Consider the following 26007-nt stretch of genomic DNA (forward strand, 5'->3'; position numbering starts at 1 on the left):
CAGCGTGGCCTCGCTGCAACCGCCTGCAACCGCGCGCTGCCTCAGGCCGCCGTGCGCGACGGCACCAGCGCCGCCCCGGCTGCGCGCCCTTGCAGCCCCTGGAACGCAAAGTCCACCTCGGGCACGCGGCCACTCACGATGTCGGCCAGCGCCTTGCCCGAGCCGCAGGCGTGCGTCCAGCCCAGCGTGCCGTGGCCGGTGTTGAGGAACAAATTGCCCACTTTGGTCTTGCCGATCAGCGGCACGTTGCTGGGCGTGGCGGGGCGCAGGCCGCTCCAGAACTGCGCCTGGGTGGTGTCGCCGGCGCCGGGGAAGAGCTGCTCCACCCGCCGCACGATGGCCTCGCAGCGCACCTCGTTCAGGTGGCGGTCATAGCCATTCAATTCCGCCGTGCCCGCAATGCGCAGGCGGTCGCCCCGCTCGCTGGTGTAGCGCGAGAACACGAGCTTGAACTCGTCGTCCGTCAGGCTCACCTGGTGCGCCTTGGCCGCGTCCTTGACCGGCATGGTCACCGAGTAGCCTTTGGCCGGGTAGATGGGCAGCTGGATGCCCAGCGGCTGCGCCAGCAGCGGGCTGAACGAGCCCATGGCCAGTACAAACGCATCGCCGCGCACACGCTCGAAGCGGCCTTCGGCATTGGTCACTTCCACGTGGTCGATGCGGCCACCCACCTCGCGCAAGGCGGTGATGTGGTGGCCCATGCGGAACTGCACGCCCGCCGCCCCGCACAGCTTGGCCAGCTCGCGCGTGAACTGGTTGGCGTCGCCGGATTCATCTTCGGCCGTGTAGGTGGCGCCCGCGAGTTGTGGGCGGATGTGGGCCAGGGCAGGCTCGATGCGCACGGCCTCGTCGGCGCTGATGACCTGGCGCTCGCAGCCCAGCGCGCGCATCTGCTCGGCCGGGGCCAGCGCGCCGTCGAATTCTTTTGGGTTGGTATAGAAGTGCAGGATGCCTTGTGTGCGCTGGTCGTACTGGATGCCAGTGGCCGCGCGCAGCTGCTGCAGCGTGTCGCGGCTGTAGGTGCCCAGGCGCACGATCTGTTCGATGTTGTGGCGCGTGCGTGCGGGCGTGCAGTTGCGCAGGAAGGACAGGCCCCACAGCCATTGCCGCATGTCGGCGCGCAGGCGGAACAGCAGGGGTGCATCCTCTTTGCCCAGCCACTGCAGCACCTTGAGCGGCGCGCTGGGGTTGGCCCAGGGTTCGGCGTGGCTCACCGAGATCTGACCGCCGTTGGCAAAGCTGGTCTCTGCACCGGGCGCAACCTGGCGGTCGATGACGGTCACCTCGTGGCCGAGTTGCGAAAGGAAATAAGCCGAAGTCACGCCGAGCAAGCCGGCGCCCAAAACGATCACGCGCATGATTTTCAAAGCCTTTCTGGGCTCTGGCGCTAGAACAACATGCGCTGGCAGCTATGAATTCAATAGCGTGCAGCTGGCGCATGAATGCCCTGGCTGCCGCTCCCCCTGTCCTTGGTACCTGAGAGATTCACCGCCACCCACCCGGGCTGCGGCTTGCTCCTTCGGTGCGCTTCGCGTTGCGCGAGGCGGCTCTCCAGACGGCTTTGATGAATGGTGCAGTACGGGACCTGAGCGTGTATGGGAGTTTGCGCCTTCGGTGCAGCGGTGGCCTGTGCCTGCCGTGCTCTCCTGCGAGGCCGATTCTAGGGGGCAAGCCTGTGCGCCGGATCAACTCCGGCGGCTAATGGGGCGCAATCGTTGCTGATGCAGCGGGGCGGGGCCGATGGGGGAAGGTGCCGATAATCCCGCCGACCCCTTGCACCACGGAGAGTTTTGTCATGTCCCCCACCGCTTTGGACCCTGCCGCCAGCGCCGCCGTCATCACCCAGGCCCGGGAAGTGCGCACGCCCCGCCCGTTGGACTTTCCCGCAGGGCTGCGCCCGCGGGATGCCTCCGAGGCCTATGCCGTGCAAGACGCGGTGGTGCGTGCACGCGGGCACATCGCTGGCTGGAAGGTCGGGGCTGCGTCGCCCCAGGCGCAACCGGCACGCGCTGCACTCACCCGCGATTCGGTGTGGGTGGCTGCAGCGGGCGAGCCCGTGTTGCTGGCTGCATCTGGTTTTGCCGTGATGGGGGTGGAGGCGGAATGGGTCTACGAACTGGGGGCCGACCTGCCCGCCCGCGCCACCCCCTACAGCGCCGCCGAAGTGCTGGCGGCCGTGGCGTCGGTGCGGGCCGCCATCGAGGTGTGCGACACGCGCTTTGCTGCCTGGGCGCAGCAGGGCGAGTGGAGCCGCCTGGCCGACCAGGCATGCCACGGAGCGCTGATTGTGGGGACTGGCACCGACGAAGTGGCCACCGCACAGCCCCTGGCGCAAGCGGTGACTTTGTCGGTGAACGGGGCCGTGGCCGTGCAACATGCCACCTGGGGCAACCCGGCGGGCGACCCGCTGCGCCTGCTGGTGTGGCTGGCCAACGAAGGCGCGCGCAGCCTGGGTGGACTGCGCGCGGGGCACTGGGTCACCACCGGGTCATGCACCGGCACCGTGCTGGTGGCGCCGGGGGCTGAGGTGGTGGCCGACTTTCCCGGGCTGGGGCAGGCGGTGTTGCACCTGCCATAAAGGCACAGGGCCTGGCGCCCTGGCTAGCCAGCGGAGCGTCGATCAGTTGCGGCGTGGGTTGTCCGGCTGGTGGTCGCGGCGGTTGGGCACGCCGTCGCCGTCACGGTCGCGGTCATTGCGGTTGGCAATGCCGTCGCCATCGCGGTCCCAACCGCCCCGGTGCAGCTCCCAGCGCCCGTCGCGCTGCTCCCACTGGGGGGGGCGATAGCGGTAGCCTGGCCGCACCTTTTCAAAGTGGCCTGCCACCCATACATGGCGGTGGCCCCGCCAGTCCCAGTAGCCAGGCACCCACACCTGTCCCTTGCGGGCGTGTGGAACGGCTTCGCGGCGGGGTGGCGGGGGTGCCGGAATGACGATGCCCTGCTGCGGGCCCGACTGCACGATGACAGTGGCTTGCGTGGCGGCCTGTGCCGGTGTGATGGCCCCTGTCAGCGCCGTCAGCGTTGTCACGGACAGGGCCGCTGCGGTGAAGGTGTTGCGCAAGAAAGTGGCGTGGGTCATGGTGAACTCCTTGTCGTGTCTGGCCGACCGCAGGCACTGCCTGCGTCGGGCCGGGTGTTGCGTCTGTGGCCTCATCGTGGCCAGTGGGTGGTGGCGCGTCTGTCAGCCGGGCTGCCCATTGCCTGTCGGCCCGCGCAGCGGTCCCGCCAAGGGGGATCAGCGGCGGTAGGGGTTGTCCGGGCGCTGGTCGTAGCGGTTGGGCACGCCGTCTCCGTCACGGTCCCGGTCGCGGCGGTTGGGGATGCCATCGCCATCACGGTCCCAGCCGCCGGGCTGCATGTTCCAGCGGCCGCCGTGTTCCACCCAGCGGGGCTCGCGGTAGTGGTAGCCGGGGCGGGCTTTCACCCAGTAGCCCTGCATCCACACGTGGCGGTGGCCACGCCATTCCCAGTGGCCGGGCACCCACACCATGCCGCGGCGCGGGTGCGGCGCCACCTCGTAGCGGGGTGGGGGCGGCGCCTGGTACTGCACGCGCACTGGGGCGGGTTGCTGGTAGACAGGCGTACCTGCCTGGATGACAACGGTGGCGCTGGTCTGCGCCTGCGCCGCGCTCGCGGCGCCCAGCGACAGCAGGGCGATGGACACAGCGGCAAGTGCTTTGCGGGCCATAAGGTTCTCCTCAGATGTGATTCCTTGCGGAACCGGAGACTTCATGGTGCGCACGCTGCGTCAAGCCGGTGTAGGCCAATTGCGAAGCTTTGTGAAGTTGTGTTGCCGACTTCGGAGGCAAACGGTTGCCGTGTGATTTTTGTCACGCCTGCTCAGGCGTCCGGCGTCGGCGTCCCCCATCCATCCGCCCGCGATGGCTTGCTTCAGCGCCACCACACCAGCGTCGCAATCACCAGCAACGCGCACCACGCCGGGTGTCTGCCGTGCGTGGCAAAGAACACCAGCATGCCACTGGCCAGGGTGGCAATGCCCACGGCGTCGGCGGCCCAGGCGCCCAGGGCCGCGTCCCAAGGTGCGGTGCCCAGGCGCCAGAGCAGGGCGCTCAGTGCCCAGCACAGTACCGAGGCCACATGCCAGGTGCCCCACAGAATGCGCAGGTGCGGGGTGTGCAGCACCTGCTGCGCAGTGCCAGCCTCCGCGCGCCCCGCCGTCTGGCGGCCCTGCGTGCGCAGCCTGCGAAACAGCAGAAGCTCTCCCAGCACCGAGTGCGCGACACCCACCAGGGCCAGGCAGGCTGCGGCCAGGGTCAGCGCCGTGTTGGTCATGGGTGAACGGCCAGCGCCTTGTGGGCGCGGGTGTGCACCCGGGCACCCAGCCGCGTCAGCAGGTGCATCAGCCCCATCCACATGCGTTCGAACGCGGGCATCTCGCCGGGGATCTGGGCGAGGTGCTGGCCCAGCACGCGCTGGTGATGGCTGGGGGTGATGGGCGGGGGTGTCTTGGTGCCAAAGTCAAAAACCGGCTGGGTGAAGGGCTCGATCTGCCAGGCCTGCATCTCGGCCAGTGCGGGGGCAAGTTCGGTGGTGTAGGCCTGCACGGTCAGGTCCTTGTGCAAGAGCCCCAGCGCCTGGTAGGCCTGCAGCACCTGTGCGTTGCGCGTGGGGTCGGTAGGGGCGCGCAGCAGGGCAGACCATGCCTGCACCACCTGCGCCCGGAATGTGCTGGGCAGGGCGCGCGTGCAGCCAAAGTCCAGCACACCCACCGTGCCGTCGGGCGCGAACAGAAAGTTGCCCGGGTGCGGGTCGGCATGTACCCGCCCCAGCACAAAGATGCAGTGCATGAACCAGTCCCACAGGTGCTGCCCGGCCTGGTCGCGCAGTGCCTGCGGTGGCTGTGTGGCCAGCCAGGCTTGCAACGGCAGCCCGGGCACAAACTGCTGCGTGAGCACCTGGGCGCGCGTGTGCGAGAGGATGGGCTGCGCCATCACCACGCCCGGCTGCGCGGCATGCTGGGCAAACCATTGCAGCTGTTCGGCCTCCTGCAGGTAGTCCACCTCGCGCAGCAGGGTGGCCTCGATCTCGGTCATCACGCTGTCCAGCACGGCATCGGTGGGCAGCGGCATGTCGGTGTGGGCCAGGGCGCGCAACGCGGCGCGCATCAGCTGCATGTCGCTGGCAATGGTGGCGGCAATGCCGGGGTACTGCACCTTCACGGCCACCATGCCGTGGCCTGCGAGCTGCGCGCGGTGCACCTGGCCCAGGCTGGCGGCGGCAAACGCGGTGGGCTCGAACTGGTCGAACAGCGCCTCGGGCTCTTGCCCGAAGGCCTGGCGGAACACGCGTCCCACCAGCGCGCGGTTGAGCGGCGGGGCCTGGTGGTGGGCGCGTGCCAGTTCGCTGCGCACGCCGTCGGGCAGCAGGCCCGGGTGCATGCTGAGCAGCTGCGACACCTTGAGCGCGGAGCCGCGCAGCTGCCCCAGCGCACCAAACAAAATGCGGCCCAGCGCTGCCTCGTGCTCTGCCTGCGCCTGGGCCGAGCGCTTGCGCGTGCGGTGTCCCAGCTCGGCCATGCCGATGCGCGCAGCAGCGAGCCCCGTGATGGCGCTGCGCGCCAGCTTGCCGGTGCGGGGTGCGTTTGCGTCAGTTTGGGCCATTGTCTGCCAGGCGCTGCGCCGTGCCGCGTGCAATCACGCGGTGGATCGGCGTGATCACCGCCATGTACGCATGGCCCAGCGTGTTGTGGATGTGCACCACCGTGCTCAGCACCACGCGGGGCGCGGTGCCGGGGGCGGCGGGCTGTTTGCAGATGGACACCTGCACGTCCAGGTGCTTGTCGTCCTGGCCCATCACCACCTCGGTGTCGCTCAGGTGTCGAATGCGGAAGATGCCCACGCGGTCGCCCACGCGGTAGCTGCGCGCGTCGCGCAGGGATCGGCCACTGGCGGGCGGGTGGCCGTCATCCAGCTGGCCCAGGTCCTTCAGGCCCACCAGGCGCACGACCTTGTTGCGCACGAACATGAGGGCGCGTGTCCACGCCGGGGTGCGGGCCGCCACGTCCAGCCACGACTGCAGGGCTGAGCGCGCGGGGTGCCGGTCGGCCACTTCGTAGGCATCAAAAAAATCGGCCCCGGGCAGCGTGGCGTGGATGGCCGTGCCGGGCGGCACCTGGGTTGCGCGCGCGGTGGTGGGGGCGGCGAGGGCAGAGGACGCATTCATGGGGCGCTCTTTCTTTTGCGGGGCGTGGCGGGGCGCGGGGCGGTGGGGGCCTCCGTGGGGCCGGTGGCCGCCCGGGGTTTGCGGGGTGCACGCGCAGGCTGCGCAGTTTTGGGGGCGAGGCCTTCGGCCGCTGCCTTACCGGCAGGGGGCTGCGATGTCCGTGCTGCGGGCGCGCTGGCCATGGCCTGCTGGGCCATGTGCAGCATGCCCATCAGGCCGCTGCCGTGTTGCACCATGCGGGCCATCTGGCTGCGCAGCACAAAGCCGCCCAGTTGCAGCACACGGTTGACCAGCCCGCCGCGCAGCGCCTGCACCAGCACGCCCAGCGACAGGTCCACCAGCTGCGTGGTGTCGGCAAATTCGTCGGAGGTGTCGGCCAGCCAGTACGTCACCACGCCTGCGAGGTAGTCGGTGTAAAGGCTGCCTGCCAGGCCCTTGAAGTCGCAGGGCTCGATCTCGCCGCTGGCCTCGGCCGCTTCCAGAAAGCTCGCCACCGCCTCGCGCAGGTTCTGGCGCGCGGCCAGCGGCTCGGCCAGCATCGACAGCGGCGAGCGCCGCGCCAGACCGCGCACCTGGGCCACAAACTCGCGGTCGGCCAGCAGGCGCTCCAGCACGGCATCGGTCAAGCGCTGCAGCTTTTCTTGCAGGCCGTAGCCCGCAAAGCCCGGTGTCTGCAGCGTGTCGGCCAGCGCCTGGTGCGCCACGTCGTCCAGGTAGCCCAGCACGATGCGGTCCTTGGTGGGGAAGTATTTGTAGATCGTGGCGTCGCCAATGCCGGCGGCGCGTGCGATGTCTTTCATCGTCGTGCCGTCAAAGCCCTGGCGGGTCATGAGGTCCACCGCGCTGGCCACGATCTGGCGGCGCGTGGCGTCTTGCTGCTGGCGGGTGGTTTTCATTTGACTATTCTTAAATTGATTGATTTTTCAATTTAAAGAATAGTGATTTCTGTTTATGGCGTCAAGCCACCTCTTGGCAGGCGCAAGCATGGGTTTTGAGGCGTTTTTAGCCTCAAGCGCATGTATTTCATGCGCTGATAGCTGTCAAAAAGATAGTAAATGGAGGCTGGTTCATGGCGCTGCGGCCAGTCCGTGCACCTGTGAGGCGGCCGCTGCGCTCAACCAAGGGCAGGAGTTGGCTTGCAGCGACGGCCGTCGATTGCGGGTAACTGCAAAATCGGCGGGAGGCTTACCGCCGCATGCTGGCAAACGCCTCGAACTCCCAGCTGCGCATTGCCAGCAGCAGGGTGTAGCCCTCGCGCTCGCGGTCGGGCAGCTTCTGGTCGGCCAGGTGCTGCTGGGCAAAGTCCTGCGCCACGCGCTGCATGCGCTCCATGAAGGCGGGCGCCAGGCTGCGGCTGATGTTGCCGTGCACCAGCAGCACGCCTTCGCCCGGGCCATCAAAGCCGCCCGCAAAGTAGTCCAGCAGCGCATGGTCGCGGAAGTAGTTCATCACCGGCCCATGCGGGCGCCAGCGAAAGGTCTTGGCCAGCTTGAGGCGGTAGCGGTTGAGCGGTCGCAGCTCGATGATGCCGATGCGGTCCAGCTGCGCCAGGTACTTGATGCCCTCGGCCTCGGTCAGGCGGTAGTAGCCGGTTACCTGCTCCAGCGTCCACTGGCTCAGCACACAGATCGCCATCAGCAGCAGCTTCTTGTCGGCCACCACGGCCTTTTCCTGCTCCTGGGTCAGCTCTTTCAGCAAGGGCTGCTCGTCGGCCACGCGCCGGGCCAGGTCGGCAAAGTCCAGCGCCAGTGCGCGGCAGATGGCGTCGATGCGCGATAGCGGCATGTCGCCCCTGGCCAGCATGCGCTTGACGCTGGACTCGGCCATGCCCAGCGCCTGCGCCAGATCGGCGTAGGTCATCTGCGCGGTCTTGAGTTCCTTTTTCAGGGCGGTGACGAGGTCGGCGGTCGTGCTCATGGTGGGGGCTCCTAGGTATCGATTATCAATACCCGAAGGTGCGTGGGTAGCCCCTTGCGCGACTTTTTGAGGCCACCGATGGCGCCGCTACCCACACTGCGCGGCATCGTTCACTTTCTACGGTGTGTGTGATGTCTTCTTCTCCTGTGACTCCCCCTCGTGCGCGCGGCCTGGCAACGCTGTCGCGACTGTCGGGTGCCGAAACCGGCCTGTTGCTGGGCGCGGCTGCGCTGCTCGCCCTGGCGTTGTTCGGCCCCGTGCTGCCCGCCAGTGCGCACCAGCATGACTTTGCCGACCTGCGCACGCTGTGGGGCATCCCTTGTGCGCTGGATGTGTTGAGCAACTTGGCCTTTGCCTTGGCAGGTGCATGGGGTTGGTGGGTGCTGCGCCGCGTGCCGTCGGCCGCGCTGGACGCCATCTCCCGTGCGCTGGCTGCCCTCTTCTTTGGCGGGCTGCTGTGCACCGCCGCAGGCTCTGCTCTGTACCACTGGCAGCCGCAGGACGCGGGCCTGCTGTGGGACCGCCTGGGCATGGTGCTGCCTTTTGCGGGGCTGCTTGGGCTGGCGGCGGCCAGCCGGGTGAGCGCGCGGGCGGGCGTGGCCGCTGCAAGTGCCGTGCTGCTGGCGGGGCCACTGGCCGTGTGGGCCTGGGTGCACACCGGCAACCTGCTGCCGTGGGCCGTGGTGCAACTGGGCGGTCTGCTAGTGGTGCTGGCGCTGGCATGCCTGCCACGCCGCGTCGGCGGACTGGCGCTGCACCTGGGCGTGGTGGTGGTGCTGTACGCCCTGGCCAAGCTGCTGGAGGCGGCAGACCATTCGGTGTTCGAGGCCACAGGCGGATGGGTGTCGGGCCACAGCCTCAAGCATGTGCTGGCGGCGGGCGCCGCGTGGCCGGTGATGGCGGCGCTGGGGGCTCTGGTGGCTTTGCGCCACAGTGACGCGGCGGTGATGCCGCGGGTCATGCCGTCCGGGCAGAATGGCGCCCACGCCGTGGGTGTCGCCCGCAGATCCGGCGCATGAAGCGCAGGTCCGGAAAATTCCAACAAGCCAACCCATCGGAAACGAGGAGAAACGCATGAGCCCCGACACCGCCTCCACCAGCGTGGCCCCCGCACCCACGCACGAGGACCCGAACCAGTTTGCCCTGCTGCGCCAGCGGCGTTTTGCACCCTTCTTCTGGACGCAGTTCTCCGGCGCGGCCAACGACAACCTCTTCAAGTTCGCCTTCACGGTGATGGTGACCTACCAACTCAGTGTGGACTGGCTGCCGCCCGCGATGGCGGGGCTGGTGATTGGCGCACTGTTCATCCTGCCGTTCCTGCTGTTCTCGGCTACGTCCGGCCAGCTGACCGACAAGTACGACAAGACGAAGATGATCCGCTTCGTGAAGAACCTGGAGATCGCCATCATGCTGGTGGCGGCCGTGGGCTTCATCGCGGGCAACATCCCCATCCTGCTGCTGTGCACCTTCTTGATGGGCGTGCACTCCACGCTGTTCGGCCCGGTCAAGTTTGCCTACATGCCCCAGGTGCTCAACGAACGGGAGCTGACGGGCGGCAACGGCATGGTCGAGATGGGCACGTTTGTGGCCATCTTGCTGGGCAATGTGGCCGGTGGTTTGCTGGTGGCGTTGCCAGGCATTGGTCACACCACTGTGGCCGTGGCCTGTGTGGTGGTCGCCCTGGCGGGACGCGCGGTGGCACAGTTCATTCCGTCAGTGCCGGCCACCGACCCGGGCCTCACCATCAACTGGAACCCCTTCACCGAAACCTGGCGCAACCTCAAATTGGCGCACGAGAACATCGTGGTGTTCCGCTCGCTGCTGGGCATCAGCTGGATGTGGTTCTTTGGCGCGGTGTTTCTGAGCCAGTTCCCCAGCCTGGCCAAGAACGTGCTGCACGGCAACGAGCAGGTGGCGTCGCTGCTGCTGGTGGTGTTCTCCATCGGCATCGGTGTGGGCTCGCTGCTGTGCGAGGTGCTGTCGCGCCGCCATGTCGAGATCGGCCTGGTGCCACTGGGCGCCATCGGCATGAGCGTCTTTTCCATCGACCTGTACTTTGCATCGCGCAGCCTGCCGCCGTCCGAGATCATGGGCCTGGCCGCCTTCGTGGCCCAGGGCGCCCACTGGCGCGTGATGCTGGACCTGGCGCTGCTCAGCCTTTTTGCGGGCCTGTACAGCGTGCCCATGTACGCGCTGATCCAGATGCGCAGCCAGCCCACACACCGAGCCCGCATCATCGCGGCCAACAACATCCTGAACGCGCTGTTCATGATCGGCAGCTCGCTCATCGCCGGCGCCTTGCTGGGCGCGGGCTTCACGGTGCCGCAGATCTTCCTGTTTACCGGCCTGGCCAACGCCGTGGTGGCGTTCTACATCTTCATGCTGGTGCCCGAGTACCTGCTGCGCTTCATCGCGTGGGTGTCGTCGCGGTTCGTGTACCGCTTCAAGGTGCAAGGCGACGAGAACCTGCCGTCCACCGGCGCGGCCATCCTGGCCTGCAACCACGTGAGCTTTGTGGATGCGGTGCTGCTCATGGCGGCCAGCCCGCGCCCCATCTACTTCGTGATGGACCACCGCATCTTCCGCGTGCCGGTGCTGGGCTGGCTGTTCCGCTTGGCCAAGGCGATCCCGATTGCGCCGTACAAGGAAGACCCGAAGACCTACGAAGCCGCCTTTGACCGCGCCGCCCAGGTGTTGCGTGAGGGCGACCTGCTTGCCATCTTCCCCGAGGGTGGAATCACCAAGGATGGACAGCTGCAGGAGTTCAAGGGCGGCATCATGAAGATCATCGAGCGGGCGAAGGCCGAGGGTGTCGATGCCCCGGTGATCCCCATGGCGTTGACCAACCTGTGGGGCTCGTACTTCAGCCGCATCGAAAAGGGCGGCGCCATGGTGCGGCCGTTCCGCCGGGGCTTCTACAGCCGCGTGGGGCTGAATGTGGGCTCTGCCGTCGCGCCGACGGAGGTCCAGCCCACGCTGCTGCGCGAGCGGGTGCAAAAGCTGCTGACGGCCTGACCGAGGGGCGTGCGAGCCGCCCGTGGCTGGGCGGGCTCAGTCCGCCCTGATCTGCGCGCGCTGGGCAATGGCGCGCATGCGTGGCAACTCGTCTTCGATCTGCGCCAGCACGGCATCGCCCGTGGCGTAAGACGGCTCCAGCCCTGCGGCGATGAGCTTGCTGCGGATCTCGGCGTCCGCCATCGTCTCGGCGAGTGCCTTGTGCAGCTTGGCCCTGGCCTCGGCGGGCAGGCCACGCGGCGCGACCACGGCCAGCCAGGAGTCGGCCGAGAAACCGGTAAAGCCACTTTCTGCCACGGTGGGCACGTCGGGCAGCTGGGTGGCCCGCGTGGCGCCCGTCACCGCAATGGCCTTGATCTTGCCCGCCTTGAGCTGTGGCAGCGCTGCCGCCACGGTGTCGATGGTGAAGGGAATCTGCCCGCCCATCAGGTCGGCCATGGCAGGGGCGCTGCCCCGATAGGGCACATGCATCAGCTTGATGCCGGCCGCCGACCAGGTCAGCTCGGCTGCAAAGTGCCCGGTGGTGCCGTTGCCGAACGAGCCGTAGGAGAACTTGTCGGGCGTGCGCTGCACGGCGGCGATCAGCTGCCGGAGGTTATTGACCGGCACATCGCGGTGGGCCAGCAGAATCAGGGGCACCCGGGCGACCAGGCCGACGGGCTCGTAGCTCTTGACGGGGTCGTAGGGCAGCTTGGCGTTCAGCGCCGGGTTCACGGTGAAGGTGGAGCCGGAGCTGATCAGCAGCGTGTAGCCATCGGCAGGCGCATTGGCTACATACGCTGCACCCACTACCGTACCCGCGCCCGCCTTGTTCTCCACCACGATGGGCTGGCCCAGCCGGTCGCCCAGCTTCTTGCTGATGGTGCGGCCCACGATGTCCACAGCGCCCCCAGGCGGGAAGGGCACAACAAGTTGCACGGGCTTGGCGGGGTACCCGTCGGCGTGCGCCAGCCGCAAGGGGCCCATTCCCAGCCCTGCAAGGGCCACCCCCACGAGGATCACGCTACGCCGACTGACAAGCTGCAAGCATTTCATGGGGGCTCCTTGGATCGAGGGAACGGGCGGGCCCCTTGCCTTGGCGGTCAGGGGCCCTTTGAACAGGTGCTCAGATCAACGACAGCCCGGCCAGCTGTGCCAGCCGTCGCTGCTCGCTGGACGCATCAGCCGTTGCGAAAAAGAAAGCTGTAGGCGTTCAACGCCGGCACCCCTCCCAGATGCGCATACAACACGCGGGAGCCTTCGGGGAATTCGCCCTTGCGCACCATGTCGATCATTCCGTGCATGGACTTGCCTTCGTACACCGGGTCGGTCAGCATCCCTTCCTGGCGCGCGCACAGGCGGATGGCTTCGAGCGTGCCTTCGTTGGGCAGGCCGTACTCGGGGCCGCCGTAGCGGGTGTCCAGCACCACATCTTCGGCCGTGATCTCCTGGCCCAGTTCGACGAGCTTGGCGGTGTTCTGGGCAATGCGCAGGATCTGCGCATGCGTCTTCTCGGGCTTGGCCGAGGCGTCGATGCCGATCACCTTGCGTGCGCGGCCGTCGGCCGCAAAGCCCACCACCATGCCCGCCTGCGTGCTGCCCGTGACCGAGCACACGACGATGTAGTCGAACTGGAAGCCCAGTTCCTTTTCCTGCTGCCGCACTTCCTCGGCAAAGCCCACGAAGCCCAGGCCGCCATAGGGGTGCTCGGAGCAACCGGCGGGAATGGGGAAGGGCTTGCCGCCCGCCTTCTTCACGTCGTCCATGGCCTGCTCCCAGCTGGGGCGGATGCCGATGTCAAAACCCGCAGCATCCAGGCGCACGTCGGCGCCCATGATGCGGCTCATCTCGATGTTCCCCACGCGGTCGTACACCGCGTCGGAGTAGTTCACCCAGTTCTCCTGCACCAGCACGCACTTCATGCCCAGGTGCGCGGCCACGGCAGCCACTTGGCGCGTCTGGTTGGACTGGATGCCGCCAATCGACACCAGCGTGTCGTAGCCGCCTGCAATCGCCTCGGGGATCAGGTATTCGAGCTTGCGCGTCTTGTTGCCGCCAAAGGCGAGGCCCGAGTTGCAGTCCTCGCGCTTGGCATACAGGTGCACCTTGCCGCCCAGGTGTGCTGACAGGCGGTTGAGGGGCGTGATGGGCGAGGGGCCGAAGGTGAGCGGGTGGCGGGCAAATTTCTGCAGGTTCATGGCGGTGTTCCGGTCGGTGAAGAGAAGTCGCAAGCGGGGGGCTTGCAGTGCCTTCATCGTAGAAAAACACGCGCATCAAGTGGTTGCAAAAATTGTCAAAATTTCGGCGTTTCAGTTTTCTGAAAGAGAATGCAATCAGAAAATATTTCTTCAGATTGTTTATGTGCGCAACAAAAGTTCGTGCCAAGAATGCACCACAGGCCGATGTCTCTGCCGAGCTGGACCGTACCGACAAAGCCATCCTGCGGCAGCTGCAGCGTGATGCGTCGCTGTCCAATGTCGCGCTGGCCGACAAGGTGCATCTGAGCCCGCCCGCCTGTCTGCGCCGGGTGGAGCGCCTGCGGCGCCTGGGGCTCATCGACAAGGTGGTGGCGCTGCTCAACCCCCAGGCCGTTGGGGCGGGCATGCTGGTGATGATTGGCGTGGTGCTGGACCGCTCCACGCCCGAGTCGTTTGCCGAGTTTGAAAAGGCAGCGGCCAAGGTGTCGGGCTGCATGGAATGCCATGTGGTCACCGGCGAGTTCGACTACTTCATGCTGGTGCGCACGCGCGACAACGACAGCTTCAACCGCTTGCACGCTGAGCAGTTGCTTTACCTGCCCGGGGTGCGGCAGGTGCGTTCTTTCATGGTGTTGCGCAACGTGCTATCGACTACCGAGCTGCCGCTGTCGGTGTAGCGGTCGGCCTCTGCCCGTTTACTGCGCGCCGCGCAGCCGCCCCATCATGGCCGCCCAGGCCGGGCCGCCAAACACGTTGACCACCAGCCCCGCCATCAAGAGCCCGGCGCCCGCAAAGTGCACGGGCAGCAACTGCTCGCCAAACACCACCCAGCCTGTGGTCAGGCCCACCACGGGAACCAGCAGCGTGAAGGGCGCCACGCGGTTTACGGGGTAACGCGACATGAGGTAGGTCCACAGCCCGAAGCCCAGCAGGGTCGATATCCATGCGATGTAAGCGACGGCGGCCATGGATTGGAAGGACAGATTCTGCACGGCCGTCCACACCGTGGCGGGCCCGTCCAGCCACAGCGAAAGCGCCACAAACGGCAGTGGCGCCACCACGCTGGACCAGACGATGAAGGCAAACTGGTTCATCGGCCCATACCGCCCCACAGCGCGGGTGACAATATTGCCGCAGCCCCACATGGCGGCTGCCGCCACCGTGAGCGCAAACCCTGCCAGGGGCATGGAGGCGCCATGCGCGCTGCCGATCAGCACTAGCCCGCAGCCCGCCAGCGCCAGGCCTGCCACCTGGTTGCCCTGCCATTTTTCGCGCAGCCACCACGCGGCCAGCAGCAGGGTGAAGAACGACTGCGACTGCAGCACCAGCGACGCCAAGCCTGAGGGCATACCGATGTGGATGGCGGTGAACAGCAGCGCAAACTGGCCCACGGCCATGGTCATGCCGTACAGAAGGTACAGCCGCAGCGGCACCTTGGGCGGCTTGACAAACAGGAGCGCCGGGAAGGCCGCGAGCAGATAGCGCAGGGCCCCCAGCAGCAGGGGCGGCACCCCGGCCACGCCCACCTTGATGACAGCGAAGTTGAGGCCCCAGACCACGATGACAAGCAGGGCCAGGGCGAGGTCGCGGGGGCGCAGGGAATTGTTCATGCCCTGCATTCTCTGGGATCGGGGAGGCCTCCAGCCGGTCGTTTCAGGACGGGCAAGGTGCAAAAACGGACCAGACCGTGAAGAAGTTCAGAGGGCGTTATGTCGACTCGACCGCGAAGCTCAGCCCCGCATTCGCTTGCAGCCGCGCGATGAGCCGGTCGCCCATCGCCGGAGCGGTGGTCCAGATGCCGCCAGGCGTTTCCGTGGCTTCCTGCAGCAGGCACACGGCCGCTTCGGTGATCATCTTGGAGGTGGAGCCGTAGCCCGGGTCGCGGTCGCCCTTCACGCCCACGCGCAGGGTGTGGCCTGCGTCGTCGGTGCCCAAAAACAGCACGTCATAGAAGCCGTTCTCACGCTCCTCGCGCGAGGGGCCTTCGCCCGGTTTGGGGCCTTTGTCCGAGCCCAGCGACTTGTCGCCTGCCACCGCGTTGGCGATGGCCTCGCCCTTTTCGCCGGGGCCAGTGATGAGCATTTCGTCGTAGACAAAATCCGTGCCGTAAGCGTGCTGCAGCAGGAAGTTGGAGCGGTGCACGTTGCGGGTGTTGATGGCCGCCATGACAAACGGGGCCACCCACGTGCCTTCGCCCAGGGCTTCATCCACCATGGGCTTGTTGCCCGAAGGCTGGCGCGGGCCTTCAAACCCGGGGGTGAGCGAGAAGGGGTTTTTCAGCAGGTCCAGCACACCGGGCTGGGTGGCAGCGGCCGCCATGGTGGCCTTGAGGCTGGCGGCGGTGCCGCCCGAGAAAGTGCCCTTCATCTTGCGCACCCGGCCGCGCACGCGCGGGGCCGGGTGGCCGAAGCGGTGGCGGAATTCCTTTTGCAGCAGGAACACGCCCAGGTCGAACGGAATGGAGTCAAACCCGCACGAGAACACGATGCGCGCGCCGCTGGCCTTGGCGGCGGCTTCGTGCGCGTCGATCATCTGGCGCATCCAGGCAGGCTCACCGCACAGGTCCACATAGTCCACCCCGGCCTTGGCGCAGGCGGCCACCAGTTCGTTGCCATACAGCTGGTAGGGTCCTACGGTGGTCAGCACCAGGCGCGTGGCGCCCATCAGCGCCTGCAGGCTGGCGGGGTCGCTGGTGTCGGTCACGACCAGTGGGGTGTCGGCGGGGGCGCCCACTTCGTCGCGCACGGCGGCGAGTTTGTCAGCATTGCGGCCCCCCATGGCCCAGCGCAGGCCGCTGCCGGCGGGGTAGCGTTGCAGCAGGTATTCGACCACCAAGCGGCCGGTGAAGCCGGTGGCGCCGTGGACGACGAGGTCAAAAGGTTTGGTCATGGTGGGGGCTCCGTCCGTCAAAGTGCAAGGTCCGGGGGCAGGCAGAAGCTGCCTTGCCCGGAGAGGCCGCCATTCTCTGTGGCCCTGCCTGCTGCCTCTGTCGCGCAGGTGCATGGCGAGGGCCGCGTAGGGCCTGAACAACGGCTTACACCCCGTTTACTGAGAAAAAGTATCGCAAAACGATACCAGATGGCCTGCCGGTGGCCACTGTTACGGTTCAATGCAGACACGCAAGTTACGTCTGGGCACCATTTGTTCCGTGTTCAACCAACGCCCTCTGGGCACCACAGCAATGTCTTCTTCTCCCATCGTTGTTCAGCGTGACACCAAGGCCTGGCAGCTGCAGGTGTGGGTCTCGTTCGGCATCGCGGTTTTTCTGTGCGCCGTGGGCCTGGCATGGCTGCCGGGCGAGCAACTGGAGCAGGCGTTCATGGTGATGGGCTACGTGTTCTGTCTCTCGGCCGCTTTTGTGCTGGCCAAGTTTGTGCGGGACAACGAAAGCGCCTCGCGCCGTGGCGGTGGCGACACCCCCATGTGGAAGCTGGTGGTGTGGGGTGGCTTTGCGGTGGCCATGGGCCTGACGGGCTGGGGCCTGCTGAGCATGGACATCAACGTGACCTACAAGGCGTTTCTGGGCGTGAGCTGGCTGTACCTGATCACCACCGCCTTCACGCTGGCCAAGATGCTGCGAGACCGCCACGAGGCCGACCTGCTCGAAGCCCGCCTGCAAGGCCGCCGCGAGGCGGCACAGGCTGCCGCCCAGAGCAGCAGCGTGAACTGATCGCACCCGGTGTGCGCAGGCGGCAACCCGCCGCCCTTCTGGACGAATTTTTTTCTGGTTCTTTCTGGTCTTTCGACCCGGTCTGTTCCGCACCTTGGGGGTGTGGGCGGGCCGTACCCTGAGGAGTGAATGATGATGAATACCGTGTTTTCTTCGTGGGGCTCTGCGGCACGCCTGCCCCGCGCCCTGCTGGCGGCCGGTGTGGTGTGTGCGGCCCTGGTGGTTGCCAATCCAGCCAGGGCGCAGAGCGAGGCTTCTGCCGCGCTGTCGATGTTGCCGGTGGCCTCGGTGGTGGGCACAGCGTCGGTGGCCTCGGCGGCCGCCGGTGCGGTGGTGACAGTGCCGGCGGCGCTGTCGGTAGGCGGCGCGGTGCTGACGGTGCGGGCGGTGGAGGCCTCGGCCGTGGGCACGGTGTACCTGCTGGAGCGTGCCTCGGATGGTGCGCAGGTGAGTGTGGAGGTGGTCGGCCGTGGTGTGGCGGGCTCGGCCTACGCGGTGGGCACCGTGGTGACCTGCAGCGTGATCGGCACGGGCGTGATCCTGTCGGCAGCGGGTGAGGCGATTGCCTTCGTGCCCAATGCCATCGGCCGTGCGCTGCTGCACAACGAGCGCCTGTGAGGAGCAGCGCGATGATGAAAGCCCTGAACCTTGGCCGCGACCCCGTGCAGCGCATCCCTGCGGTGGTGGGCATGGTGTTCTTCGCAGGGGCCGCGCTGCTGGCCGCCACGCCGGCACACGCTGGCCGCTCCTGCGAATCGCGCAAGCCCGTTCCGCCGCAGGTGATCGAGCGCGGCATGAAGCTGGCCGAGCAGACCTCGGCCGCGCTCGATGCCGAGCACGCCAAGTCGGGCGTGCAGGTGGTGGCCCTGGCCCGTGCGGGACAGGACCTCTCCAAATACGGCCTGCGCTACTCACACTTTGGCTGGGCCTACAAGACGACCGAAGGCCCGTGGCGCGTGGCGCACAAGCTCAACGAATGTGGCACTGCGGTGGGCCACCTGTACCGCCAGGGCTTGGGCGAGTTCTTTCTGGACGACCTGTGGCGCTATGAGGCCGTGTACGCCGTGCCCACGCCCGAGGTGCAGCAGCGCCTGCTGGCCGTGCTGCAGGACAAGGGCCGCACCAAGACGCTGCAGCACCTGCCCTACAGCATGGTCAGCTACGCGTGGGGCCGCAAATACCAGCAGTCCAACCAGTGGGCGCTGGAGACCCTGGCGATGGCCATGGAGCCCGCCACCGTGCGCTCGCGCGACCAGGCGCAGGCCTGGCTGCAGTTCAAGGGGTATGAGCCCACGACTCTCAGGCTGGGGCCGCTCACGCGCATGGGCGGGCGGGTCGGGTCGGCCAACATTGCGTTTGACGACCATCCGAACGAAAAGCGGTTCTCGGACCGCATCGAGACCGTGACCGTTGACTCGGTGCTGGCCTGGATGCAGCGCACCCAGCTGGCAGCCGCACCGGTGGTGCTGGCGATCAAAAATTGAATCAAAATGCCAGAAAGCGCAATCAATACATGCGTTGACAGCTATAAAAAGAAGAGCATTCGCCGGTGCGCTACCGCGCGCACCCAACCCGGCGCACAGCGCCACCGAGGAGAAGAACATGAGCAAGTCCCTGAGACTGTCCGAAAAATGGTTCCGTCGTGGCCTGTGGCTGGTGGCGCTGGTGTTTGCCAGCTTCCTCATCGGGCTGGGCGGCACCATCGTGGGCGATCTGCCCAAGGTGGAGACCCCGCTGCGGGTGGACGACTTTCTGGACAAAACCGCAGCCGACAAGCTGCGTGCCGAGGTCAAAACGGCGCGCCAGGCCGAGCAGGACGCGCAGACCGCGTTGGAGCAGGCCCAGCTGCAGCGCAGCAAGGTGCGCAGCGAGGTGCAGGCTGAGCGGGAGAGCTTCAACAACTGGCTGTCCACGCGCAGCGCCACGCAGCGGGCGGACCAAGACCCTGAGGTGATCGCGCGCACCCAGGCGCTCGACGCCCTCAAGCTGGTGGAGCGCAAGGCCCAGCAGGCGGTGGAGACGCAGCAACAGGCCGCCCTCGATGCCCGCCAGGCGGCGGCCGCCCGGCAAGAGCAGCTCAACCAGATGGAGTCTGACGGCTACGTGAAGCTCGCCGCCGAGCGCCGCAAGGTCGAGCTGCGCGTGTTCCTGTACCGCCTGGCCCTCACGCTGCCGCTGCTGGCCGCCGCCGGCTGGCTGTTCGTCAAGAAGCGCAAGAGCACCTACTGGCCGTTTGTGTGGGGCTTCATCTTCTTTGCGCTGTTTGCCTTCTTTGTGGAGCTGGTGCCCTACCTGCCGAGCTACGGCGGCTACGTGCGCTACGTGGTGGGCATTGCCGTGACGGCCGTGGTGGGGCGCTACGCCATCCAGGCGCTCAACCGCTACCTGGAGCGCCAGAAGCTGGCCGAGGCCCTGCCCGACCAGGAGCGCCGCAAGGAGCTGAGCTATGACGTGGCCCTGGCCCGCCTGGCCAAAAGCGTGTGCCCCGGCTGCGAGCGGCCCGTGGACCTGAAGAACGAGAAGATCGACTTTTGCCCGCACTGCGGCATCGGCCTGTTCGACCACTGCGGCCACTGCAACACCCGCAAGAGCGCGTTTGCACGGTTCTGCCATGCCTGCGGCACCGGGGCGGGTGTGAAGCTGGCGCAGGAGTGAGGCAGGCTGCGCTGGGGCCAATGCGGGGCTTGGCCTAGCCCACCATCACCCGGTTGCGCCCCTCGGCCTTCGCGCGGTACAGGGCCGTGTCGGCGGCCAGCAGCAGGGTGTCCATATCTGCCTCTGCGCCCAGGGTGGCACTGTGTACCAGGCCGATGCTGACGGTGGCCCGCTGGGGGCCACCCTGTGTCGCATCCAGCGCCTGCCGTTCCACGGCGCTGCGCACCCGCTCGGCAATGGCCTGGGCCTCGGTGGGGGACACGCCGGGCAGCACGGCGGCAAACTCTTCGCCCCCCATGCGGCCCAGCACGTCGTCGGCGCGCAGTGCGCGCGCCATGGTCTGCGCAATGCTGACCAGCAGTCGGTCGCCCGCGCCGTGTCCGTGCTGGTCGTTCACCTGCTTGAAGTGGTCCACGTCCACCATCATCACCGCCAGCCCGGTGGATTCACGCTGGTAGCGCTCCAGCAGGCGATCGCCCTGTTTGAGCAGTGCGCGGCGGGCCAGCACGCCCGTCAGGTCGTCGTGGCGCACGGCATGGTGCAGGCGCCGCAGGGCCTCGGCGCGTGCCGCGCTGGCACAGGCCACGGCCAGGGGTCCCAGGGCCAGCAGCGTGACGCCCACACGCAGCGAGAACACATCGCCCGCATGGGCCGGCGTGAAATTGAGCACACCCGTGGCCACACCCGCCATGGTCCACAGGCACACCACCAGCGACAGCAGGCTGGAGGTGAAGGCGCTGTAGCTCAATGCACACCACAGCAGCCCCGGCACGACAAAAGCCAGCATGCCGGGCCCGCCGATGAGCGTGCGGATGCCCTCGGCCAGCACCAGCGAACTGACGGGTGCGACGCGCCAGAACAGGGGGGTGTCCTGGGTGTGCGAGGGGGGATCTGCCGCGCGCGGCGCAGCCAGTACCACGGGCACGATGAGCATGTAGTTCATCAGTTCGGTGCTGAACCACAGCGACAGCAGGTCCGTCCACGGAGAGTCGAAATACACCGGTGCCGCGCCGCAGCCTGCCAGCGCACCCACCGCGCTGGCCGCCAGTGCTGCCAGCAGCAGGTACAGCGCCGCCACGGTGCGCTGCAGCCGCAGGATGCGCTCGTCCAGCCCCCGCAGCACCAGCCAGCCGGCGGTGGCGCCCAGCAGGTTGGCGGCATTGAGCCACAGTGCCATGCCCCATGCGCTGCCGGTGACCAGATCGGCTGCCACATAGCCCACTGCGGCCGCCACCCAGGCGGGTGGCCGTGCCAGATGCGGGTAGCGCACCAGCAGCCCCAGCAGCAGCGCATTGGCAGGCCAGAACGCCGACAAAAAGCCGATGGGCCGCGCAAAGATGCCCACCAGGCAGGCGGCAAAGATCAGCAGCGCCAGGCCTGCCCAGGCCACAGGCGGGGGGACGGTCCGGGCAGGGGCAAAAAGGCGGGGCAGGGTGGGCGGCATGTGGGCAGCAGATGCGTGCGCGGGTGCGTGGAGGGGCGCGTGGGCCCCGATTGTCCCCGGTGTCAGGGCATGCCCAGCAGCAGGGCCACCAATTCGCCGGTGCTGGTGGCGCCCAGCTTGCGCATCAGCCGCCCCCGGTGGGCCTCCACCGCGCGGTGGCTGATGTTCAGGTGGCGGGCAATCTGTTTGCTGGTGGCGCCGGTCACGATGTGCTGCGCCACCTCGCGCTCACGCACCGTGAGCGGGGTGCTGACCACCCGGCGGTGCGAGATGTCTTCAAACATCCACACCGCGCGCGCAAACGGTTGGGCGCGGTCCAGCGCGCGGCCCACCACATGGCACCAGAACAGCGTGCCGTCCCGGCGGCGCATCACTCGCTCGTCGCTGTAGCTGCCGGTGTCCATCATGGCGGGCAGGCCCAGGTTGCCGGTGTGGGTGAATTCGTCCATCGACGGATACAGCGGCGCCAGCGGCTGGTCCAGCAGCTCGGCCTGTTCGTAGCCAAACATGCGGGCAAAGGCGTCGTTGCAGATCTCGATGCAGCGCTCGCGCGTCACGCACATGCCGACGGGGGCCAGGTTGAAGGCCAGTTCCAGCGCTTCATTCAAGGGGGCTTGGAGGGCGGTAGGCATGGGGCGGGATTGTGCGGCAGGCCGGGATCAGGCCCGGTGCCCTGCGGCCACCACCACGCGGTTGCGGCCTGCGTGTTTGGCGTCGTACAGCGCCTGGTCGGCGGCGCCTAGCCATTCGGCCCAGTTGCCGCCGCCAGAGGTCACGCAGACCATGCCGATGCTCACGGTCACGGGGATGCCCTCCCCCGCTTCTGTGAGACGGATGTTCTGCACCGCGCTGCACAGGCGCTGGGCCACGGCCGCCGCATGCTCTGCCGTTGCGTCGGGCAGGTACACCAGAAACTCTTCACCGCCCCAGCGGGCCAGCAGGTCCGACCCCCGCAACTCGCCGCCCAGGGCCTCGGCCGCGGCCCGCAGCACGCGGTCGCCCGCCGCATGGCCAAAGCGATCGTTGATGTGCTTGAAGTGGTCCAGGTCCAGCTGCGCGATGGCGCTACCCACTGGCAGCTGCGCCGGCAGCATGGACATGAGCCAGCGGCGGTTGCCGATGCCGGTGAGCGTGTCCGTCTGGGCCACCTTTTGCAGCCGCACCTCGGCCCGCTCGTTGGACAGGGACGACACCATGAGCGCTACGCCGAAGTGGCAGAACATCTGCGCGTAGAACACACGGGCAAACCCCAGCGGGCTGGTGGCGTGCGTCGCGATGAGAAACAGCTGCAGTGCAAACAGGCCGGCACTGATTAGCAAAAGCCCTGCCAGCAGCCCGCGCGAGGGCAGGGGCTCGGTGTGGCGGTCGCGCCAGACCTCGTGGGCCGCCGCCGCCAGCGCTAGCGCGGCCGTCAGGTGGAAGGCGCCCGCGCGCAGCAGGTTGTCGAGCGGAAATTGTGTGGCGATGCCCAGTGCCAGCCAGCCGCCCGGCACGGCCGCCAGCAGAGGCAACGAAACCCGCCGGCGCCCGCTCAGGGTCCGCACGCCGGCCCAGACCAGCATGTAGCCCAGCGTGCCCAGCAGCAGGCTGGTGTGCGTCCACAGCCACTGGGGCAGCACCTGGTACTCGCCCTGGCCCGCCAGCTCGGCGCCGACGGCCAGAAGCAGGTAGGCCGCCGACAGCGGCCGGAGCCCTTGCGGACGGCAGGAATGCCGGCTGACATGGAAGATGCTCAGCGCGCCGGCGACCAGGGCGGTCTTGTAGAGCAGGAGGACGGTGGGGAGGTCAAGCTGTAAACCCATGGCGCTGCGTGGCGGTCGTGTGATGGCAGTTGTTGGAGCGGATCAGATCGGGTGGTCTATGTCCCCCCGTATGGTGGCCGAAAGAAGTGACAGGTGACAGATGCCAGCGCGGCGCAGGGTGGATTCCGGGGGGCTGGTCCTCAGCGCTGGCGCCACCGCTTCTTCCACTGCCGCTGGATCACCCGCGCCACGCGCCAGGCCCACGAGGCGCGGGCACGTTCCATCACGGCATGCTTGAGCTGCATCCAGTGCGCGTGGGTCCAGGCAAACCAGCGCAATTGCATGAGCGCAGGCTGCGTGAGGGTGAACAGCCGCGCCACCACCGCCGTGCCCACCACCTTGGCCAGCACGATGACGAGCATGCCCAGCACCACATGCCCGCGCCCGATGGCCCAGAGCGCCAGCAGCTTGATGGGCAACAATAGCGCCGTGGGCAGCGCAAACAAGGCCACCGCCGCCCAGGGCGGCAGGGAGCGCACCCAGCCCTCCACCCAGCGCAGGCCCGGCCAGCGGCCGATGCGCGCCAGCAGGCGCTGCAATGGCTCCCACCCCCATTCCTCGAACAGGATCAGCAGGGCGAGCAGGCCGCTGCCCAGGCCCGTGAGGGCCCGCAGGGGCCAGTGCAGCAGATGGCGCAGGATTTTTGGAATGATTTTGGCCCGATGCGCTAGTGGATCTTGCCTAGTGTGCTACGTAAAACATAGCAAACTGGCGGAGGGCGAATCTGCCGCTCACACGCCGCGCGCCCGGTCGGCCTTGAACTGCGCGCGGAACTGGCCAAAGGTGCCGACCTCCAGCGACTCGCGCACCTCGCGCATCAGGTTCAGGTAGTAGTGCAGGTTGTGCACGGTGGTGAGCATGGGGCCCAGCATTTCGCCGCAGCGGTCCAGGTGGTGCAGGTAGGCACGACTGAAGCCTTCGCGCCCGCCGTCGTCCCACGACACGCCCGAGCTGCCTGCGCAGGCGTAGCAGGTGCAGCTGGTGTCCATCGGCTTGTGGTCGGCCTTGTGGCGGGCGTTGCGGATCTTCAGATCGCCAAAGCGAGTGAACATCGTGCCGTTGCGCGCGTTGCGGGTGGGCATCACGCAGTCGAACATGTCCACGCCATCGGCCACGCCCTGCACCAGGTCCTCGGGCGTGCCCACGCCCATCAGGTAGCGCGGCTTGTTGGCGGGCAGGCGGTGCGGCGTGTGGGCCATGATGTCCAGCATCTCGTCCTTGGGCTCGCCCACGCTCACGCCGCCCACGGCATAGCCGGGAAAGTCCATCTCGACCAAGCGCTCCAGCGACTCCTGGCGCAGGTTCTTGTACATGCCGCCTTGCACGATGCCGAAGAGCGCGTTGGGGTTGTTCAGGCGGTGGAACTCGTCCTGGCTGCGCTTGGCCCAGCGCAGGCTCATCTCCATGCTCTTGCGCGCCTCGGCCTCGGTGGTCTTGTGGCCCTTGGTCTCGTACGGTGTGCACTCGTCAAGCTGCATCACGATGTCGGAGTTGAGCGTGGTCTGGATCTGCATGCTCACCTCGGGCGACATGAAGAGCTTGTCGCCGTTGACGGGGCTGGCAAAGGTCACGCCTTCTTCGGTGATCTTGCGCATGGCGCCCAGGCTCCAGACCTGGAAGCCGCCCGAGTCGGTGAGGATGGGCTTGTCCCATTTTTCAAAGCCGTGCAAGCCGCCAAAGCTCTGCATCACGTCCAGGCCCGGGCGCATCCACAGGTGAAAGGTGTTGCCCAGGATGATCTGTGCGCCCATGTCGTGCAGGCTGCGTGGCATCACGCCCTTGACGGTGCCATAGGTGCCCACAGGCATGAAGATGGGGGTCTGCACCACGCCATGGTTGAGCGTGAGCTGGCCACGGCGTGCGTGGCTGGAGGGGTCGGTTTTGAGGAGTTCGAACTGCAGCATGATGGGCCGCATTGTCCCAGACAGGCTGAAAGCGCCCTGCCAGACATGGCGCAAGGGCATAGGCTGGCGCTGGACGATGGCGTGGCTACACTGGTCTGCACTGACTCACTCAAGGAGAACACCATGCTCAAGATCCTCATCGCAGTGGATGGCTCTGAACTCTCCCTGGACGGCGTGCACCACGCGCTGACCCTGGTGCGCCAGGGCCTGCAGGCCACCATGGTGCTGGCCAATGTGCAGGAGCCCGCCACGTTATACGAGCTGGTCACCACGCGCGACCCCGACCTGATCGCCGCCGCCAGCCTGGAGGCGGGCGAGCACCTGATGGCCCCGGCACGCGCGCTGCTCGATGCCGCCGGGGTGGCCTACGAAACCGATGTGGGGGTGGGCGACGTGGCGCACACGCTGGTGGACATGATCGAGCGGTCGGGCTGCGACATGGTCATCATCGGCGCCAAGGGCCAGGGCGCCATCACCAGTGCGCTGCTGGGTTCCGTGTCGCATGAGGTGGCGCATGCCAGCCCCGTGCCGGTGACCATCGTCAAGCATGCCGAGGTGCTGGAGGGCGCGGACAGCGACGTGGCCGAGGACGCCGAGGTCTGAGACCCTGAAGCGTTTCGGCCCCCCCAAAACGACCAGGGCCGCTGTGTGCGGCCCTGAGGGGGGAAATGGGATGAAGAGGCGTCGGGCTCAGGCCGCCTTGCGGAACGGCTCGGCCGCCGGGCGCTGCAGCTTGCCATGGGGCAGGGTGGCCAGGCGCGAGAACATGCGGCGCACATAGCCGCGCACCCACAGGCACTTGTTGAGTTCATCCACCGGCAGCGGTCCCGACACCACCACGATGTCGTTGGCCACGTCCTGCGCCCCGGCAGCGCGCAGGCGGCGGCGCGTGTTGTTGGCCCACGACTGGATGCGCGTGGGGCTGCCATGCTGGTGCACCTCGCCCGTGTGTTTGTCGAACGCAATGGCCACGGTGTCGGTCTTGAGCTTGAAGCGGCGTTCACCCGTGACGGCGCTGGGCGCCTCGCGCATGTCATACAGGTAGTAGCTGCCTGCCTTGAGCTGGTATTGCATGTCCATGGGTGTGTTCCTCTTTGTCGGCATTGTCGAGGGGCACGCTGCAGGCAATGGCAGGTAAAACGGTGGGAAAGGGGCTCTTTTTGAACGCCTCTCACTGGGGGCCACGCCGGTTTCTGTGCGCGTGCCATTGTGGCCGCGTGTCGGCGCCATCCAGAGAAAC

General features: G+C 67.4%; 27 protein-coding genes and 1 riboswitch. Of the genes, 9 read left to right on the forward strand and 18 right to left on the reverse strand.

The genetic code is table 11. From position 1 onward, the window contains the following. Window positions 1-41: 41 nt before the first annotated feature. Window positions 42-1358, reverse strand: a complete 1317-nt coding sequence (locus tag DNK89_RS21850) for a D-amino acid dehydrogenase (protein WP_110961808.1) — start codon at window positions 1356-1358, stop codon at window positions 42-44. Between the two features lie 95 nt (window positions 1359-1453). Continuing rightward, a riboswitch (glycine riboswitch) is annotated at window positions 1454-1565 on the reverse strand. A 230-nt stretch (window positions 1566-1795) separates the two neighbouring features. Here DNK89_RS21850 and DNK89_RS21855 point away from each other — a divergent pair. After that, the gene (locus DNK89_RS21855; RefSeq protein WP_110961809.1) at window positions 1796-2578 is read left to right on the forward strand and encodes a 2-keto-4-pentenoate hydratase; all 783 of its coding nucleotides are present in this window, start codon (window positions 1796-1798) and stop codon (window positions 2576-2578) included. 42 nt (window positions 2579-2620) lie between these two features. Here the strand turns inward: DNK89_RS21855 and DNK89_RS21860 are convergent, their stop codons facing one another. The 7 genes from DNK89_RS21860 to DNK89_RS21890 all read right to left on the reverse strand — a co-directional run bounded on the left by DNK89_RS21860 (window position 2621) and on the right by DNK89_RS21890 (window position 8100). Continuing rightward, window positions 2621-3079, reverse strand: a complete 459-nt coding sequence (locus DNK89_RS21860; RefSeq protein WP_110961810.1) for a YXWGXW repeat-containing protein — start codon at window positions 3077-3079, stop codon at window positions 2621-2623. Window positions 3080-3235: 156 nt separating this feature from the next. Next, a complete protein-coding gene (locus tag DNK89_RS21865; RefSeq protein WP_015015990.1) occupies window positions 3236-3688 on the reverse strand; it encodes a YXWGXW repeat-containing protein in 453 nt (150 codons plus the stop codon). A gap of 203 nt (window positions 3689-3891) precedes the next feature. After that, window positions 3892-4293 (reverse strand): hypothetical protein, encoded by a 402-nt coding sequence (locus DNK89_RS21870; protein WP_110961811.1) that lies wholly within the window; start codon window positions 4291-4293, stop codon window positions 3892-3894. Then, entirely contained in the window at window positions 4290-5621 is a 1332-nt protein-coding gene (locus tag DNK89_RS21875; RefSeq protein WP_110961812.1) for an AarF/ABC1/UbiB kinase family protein, read from the reverse strand. Before DNK89_RS21875 ends, DNK89_RS21870 begins: the two co-directional genes overlap by 4 nt. Then, complete coding sequence (locus tag DNK89_RS21880; RefSeq protein ID WP_110961813.1) at window positions 5608-6183, reverse strand: DUF2867 domain-containing protein; 576 nt, start codon at window positions 6181-6183, stop codon at window positions 5608-5610. Before DNK89_RS21880 ends, DNK89_RS21875 begins: the two co-directional genes overlap by 14 nt. Then, window positions 6180-7079 carry a TetR/AcrR family transcriptional regulator gene (locus DNK89_RS21885; protein ID WP_110961814.1) on the reverse strand — a complete coding sequence of 300 codons (900 nt, stop codon included), beginning with the start codon at window positions 7077-7079 and terminating at the stop codon, window positions 6180-6182. The genes DNK89_RS21880 and DNK89_RS21885 overlap by 4 nt, the downstream gene beginning before the upstream one ends. Before the next feature lie 289 nt (window positions 7080-7368). Beyond that, window positions 7369-8100 (reverse strand): helix-turn-helix transcriptional regulator, encoded by a 732-nt coding sequence (locus tag DNK89_RS21890; protein WP_110961815.1) that lies wholly within the window; start codon window positions 8098-8100, stop codon window positions 7369-7371. Between the two features lie 131 nt (window positions 8101-8231). Between DNK89_RS21890 and DNK89_RS21895 the strand changes: the two genes are divergently transcribed. Further along, a complete protein-coding gene (locus tag DNK89_RS21895; RefSeq protein WP_238990893.1) occupies window positions 8232-9119 on the forward strand; it encodes a hypothetical protein in 888 nt (295 codons plus the stop codon). Window positions 9120-9174: 55 nt separating this feature from the next. Further along, window positions 9175-11115, forward strand: coding sequence for an MFS transporter (locus DNK89_RS21900; RefSeq protein ID WP_110961817.1), 1941 nt, complete (start codon window positions 9175-9177; stop codon window positions 11113-11115). 36 nt (window positions 11116-11151) lie between these two features. On the opposite strand, the gene DNK89_RS21905 is transcribed toward DNK89_RS21900, so the two are convergent. Both DNK89_RS21905 and DNK89_RS21910 read right to left on the reverse strand, forming a co-directional pair. Further along, the gene (locus DNK89_RS21905) at window positions 11152-12081 is read right to left on the reverse strand and encodes a Bug family tripartite tricarboxylate transporter substrate binding protein (RefSeq protein WP_370220958.1); all 930 of its coding nucleotides are present in this window, start codon (window positions 12079-12081) and stop codon (window positions 11152-11154) included. A 194-nt stretch (window positions 12082-12275) separates the two neighbouring features. Then, complete coding sequence (locus DNK89_RS21910) at window positions 12276-13292, reverse strand: 1-aminocyclopropane-1-carboxylate deaminase (protein ID WP_015015981.1); 1017 nt, start codon at window positions 13290-13292, stop codon at window positions 12276-12278. A 161-nt stretch (window positions 13293-13453) separates the two neighbouring features. On the opposite strand from DNK89_RS21910, the gene DNK89_RS21915 reads away from it, so the two are divergent. Then, a complete protein-coding gene (locus tag DNK89_RS21915; RefSeq protein ID WP_110961819.1) occupies window positions 13454-13969 on the forward strand; it encodes an Lrp/AsnC family transcriptional regulator in 516 nt (171 codons plus the stop codon). An 18-nt stretch (window positions 13970-13987) separates the two neighbouring features. Here DNK89_RS21915 and DNK89_RS21920 read toward each other — a convergent pair whose 3' ends face one another. Beyond that, window positions 13988-14902 carry an EamA family transporter gene (locus tag DNK89_RS21920; protein ID WP_110961900.1) on the reverse strand — a complete coding sequence of 305 codons (915 nt, stop codon included), beginning with the start codon at window positions 14900-14902 and terminating at the stop codon, window positions 13988-13990. Between the two features lie 97 nt (window positions 14903-14999). Next, window positions 15000-16181 (reverse strand): trans-acting enoyl reductase family protein, encoded by a 1182-nt coding sequence (locus DNK89_RS21925; RefSeq protein ID WP_110961820.1) that lies wholly within the window; start codon window positions 16179-16181, stop codon window positions 15000-15002. Window positions 16182-16473: 292 nt separating this feature from the next. Between DNK89_RS21925 and DNK89_RS21930 the strand changes: the two genes are divergently transcribed. The 4 genes from DNK89_RS21930 to DNK89_RS21945 all read left to right on the forward strand — a co-directional run bounded on the left by DNK89_RS21930 (window position 16474) and on the right by DNK89_RS21945 (window position 19617). Next, window positions 16474-16962 (forward strand): YiaA/YiaB family inner membrane protein, encoded by a 489-nt coding sequence (locus tag DNK89_RS21930; RefSeq protein ID WP_110961821.1) that lies wholly within the window; start codon window positions 16474-16476, stop codon window positions 16960-16962. Between the two features lie 132 nt (window positions 16963-17094). Further along, window positions 17095-17580, forward strand: coding sequence for a hypothetical protein (locus tag DNK89_RS21935; RefSeq protein WP_370220956.1), 486 nt, complete (start codon window positions 17095-17097; stop codon window positions 17578-17580). A gap of 71 nt (window positions 17581-17651) precedes the next feature. Further along, complete coding sequence (locus tag DNK89_RS21940) at window positions 17652-18446, forward strand: DUF2145 domain-containing protein (RefSeq protein WP_203422460.1); 795 nt, start codon at window positions 17652-17654, stop codon at window positions 18444-18446. A 118-nt stretch (window positions 18447-18564) separates the two neighbouring features. Then, entirely contained in the window at window positions 18565-19617 is a 1053-nt protein-coding gene (locus tag DNK89_RS21945; protein WP_108627145.1) for a zinc ribbon domain-containing protein, read from the forward strand. A 34-nt stretch (window positions 19618-19651) separates the two neighbouring features. Here DNK89_RS21945 and DNK89_RS21950 read toward each other — a convergent pair whose 3' ends face one another. From DNK89_RS21950 to tgt, 5 genes are all read right to left on the reverse strand, one after another. Continuing rightward, window positions 19652-21007 carry a diguanylate cyclase gene (locus DNK89_RS21950; protein ID WP_238990894.1) on the reverse strand — a complete coding sequence of 452 codons (1356 nt, stop codon included), beginning with the start codon at window positions 21005-21007 and terminating at the stop codon, window positions 19652-19654. A 116-nt stretch (window positions 21008-21123) separates the two neighbouring features. Beyond that, window positions 21124-21693 (reverse strand): PAS and helix-turn-helix domain-containing protein, encoded by a 570-nt coding sequence (locus DNK89_RS21955; protein WP_110961825.1) that lies wholly within the window; start codon window positions 21691-21693, stop codon window positions 21124-21126. A 27-nt stretch (window positions 21694-21720) separates the two neighbouring features. Beyond that, window positions 21721-22863, reverse strand: coding sequence for a diguanylate cyclase (locus DNK89_RS21960; RefSeq protein WP_110961826.1), 1143 nt, complete (start codon window positions 22861-22863; stop codon window positions 21721-21723). A 140-nt stretch (window positions 22864-23003) separates the two neighbouring features. After that, entirely contained in the window at window positions 23004-23402 is a 399-nt protein-coding gene (locus tag DNK89_RS21965; protein WP_110961827.1) for a hypothetical protein, read from the reverse strand. Window positions 23403-23594: 192 nt separating this feature from the next. Further along, the gene (gene tgt, locus DNK89_RS21970; RefSeq protein ID WP_110961901.1) at window positions 23595-24767 is read right to left on the reverse strand and encodes a tRNA guanosine(34) transglycosylase Tgt; all 1173 of its coding nucleotides are present in this window, start codon (window positions 24765-24767) and stop codon (window positions 23595-23597) included. A gap of 123 nt (window positions 24768-24890) precedes the next feature. On the opposite strand from tgt, the gene DNK89_RS21975 reads away from it, so the two are divergent. Further along, window positions 24891-25370 carry a universal stress protein gene (locus DNK89_RS21975; RefSeq protein WP_110961902.1) on the forward strand — a complete coding sequence of 160 codons (480 nt, stop codon included), beginning with the start codon at window positions 24891-24893 and terminating at the stop codon, window positions 25368-25370. An 87-nt stretch (window positions 25371-25457) separates the two neighbouring features. On the opposite strand, the gene DNK89_RS21980 is transcribed toward DNK89_RS21975, so the two are convergent. Further along, window positions 25458-25847 carry a hypothetical protein gene (locus DNK89_RS21980; RefSeq protein WP_008903515.1) on the reverse strand — a complete coding sequence of 130 codons (390 nt, stop codon included), beginning with the start codon at window positions 25845-25847 and terminating at the stop codon, window positions 25458-25460. Window positions 25848-26007: the final 160 nt, after the last annotated feature.

The sequence above is a fragment of the Acidovorax sp. ST3 genome (assembly GCF_003231145.1).
In the GTDB taxonomy this organism is placed as follows: domain Bacteria; phylum Pseudomonadota; class Gammaproteobacteria; order Burkholderiales; family Burkholderiaceae_C; genus Acidovorax.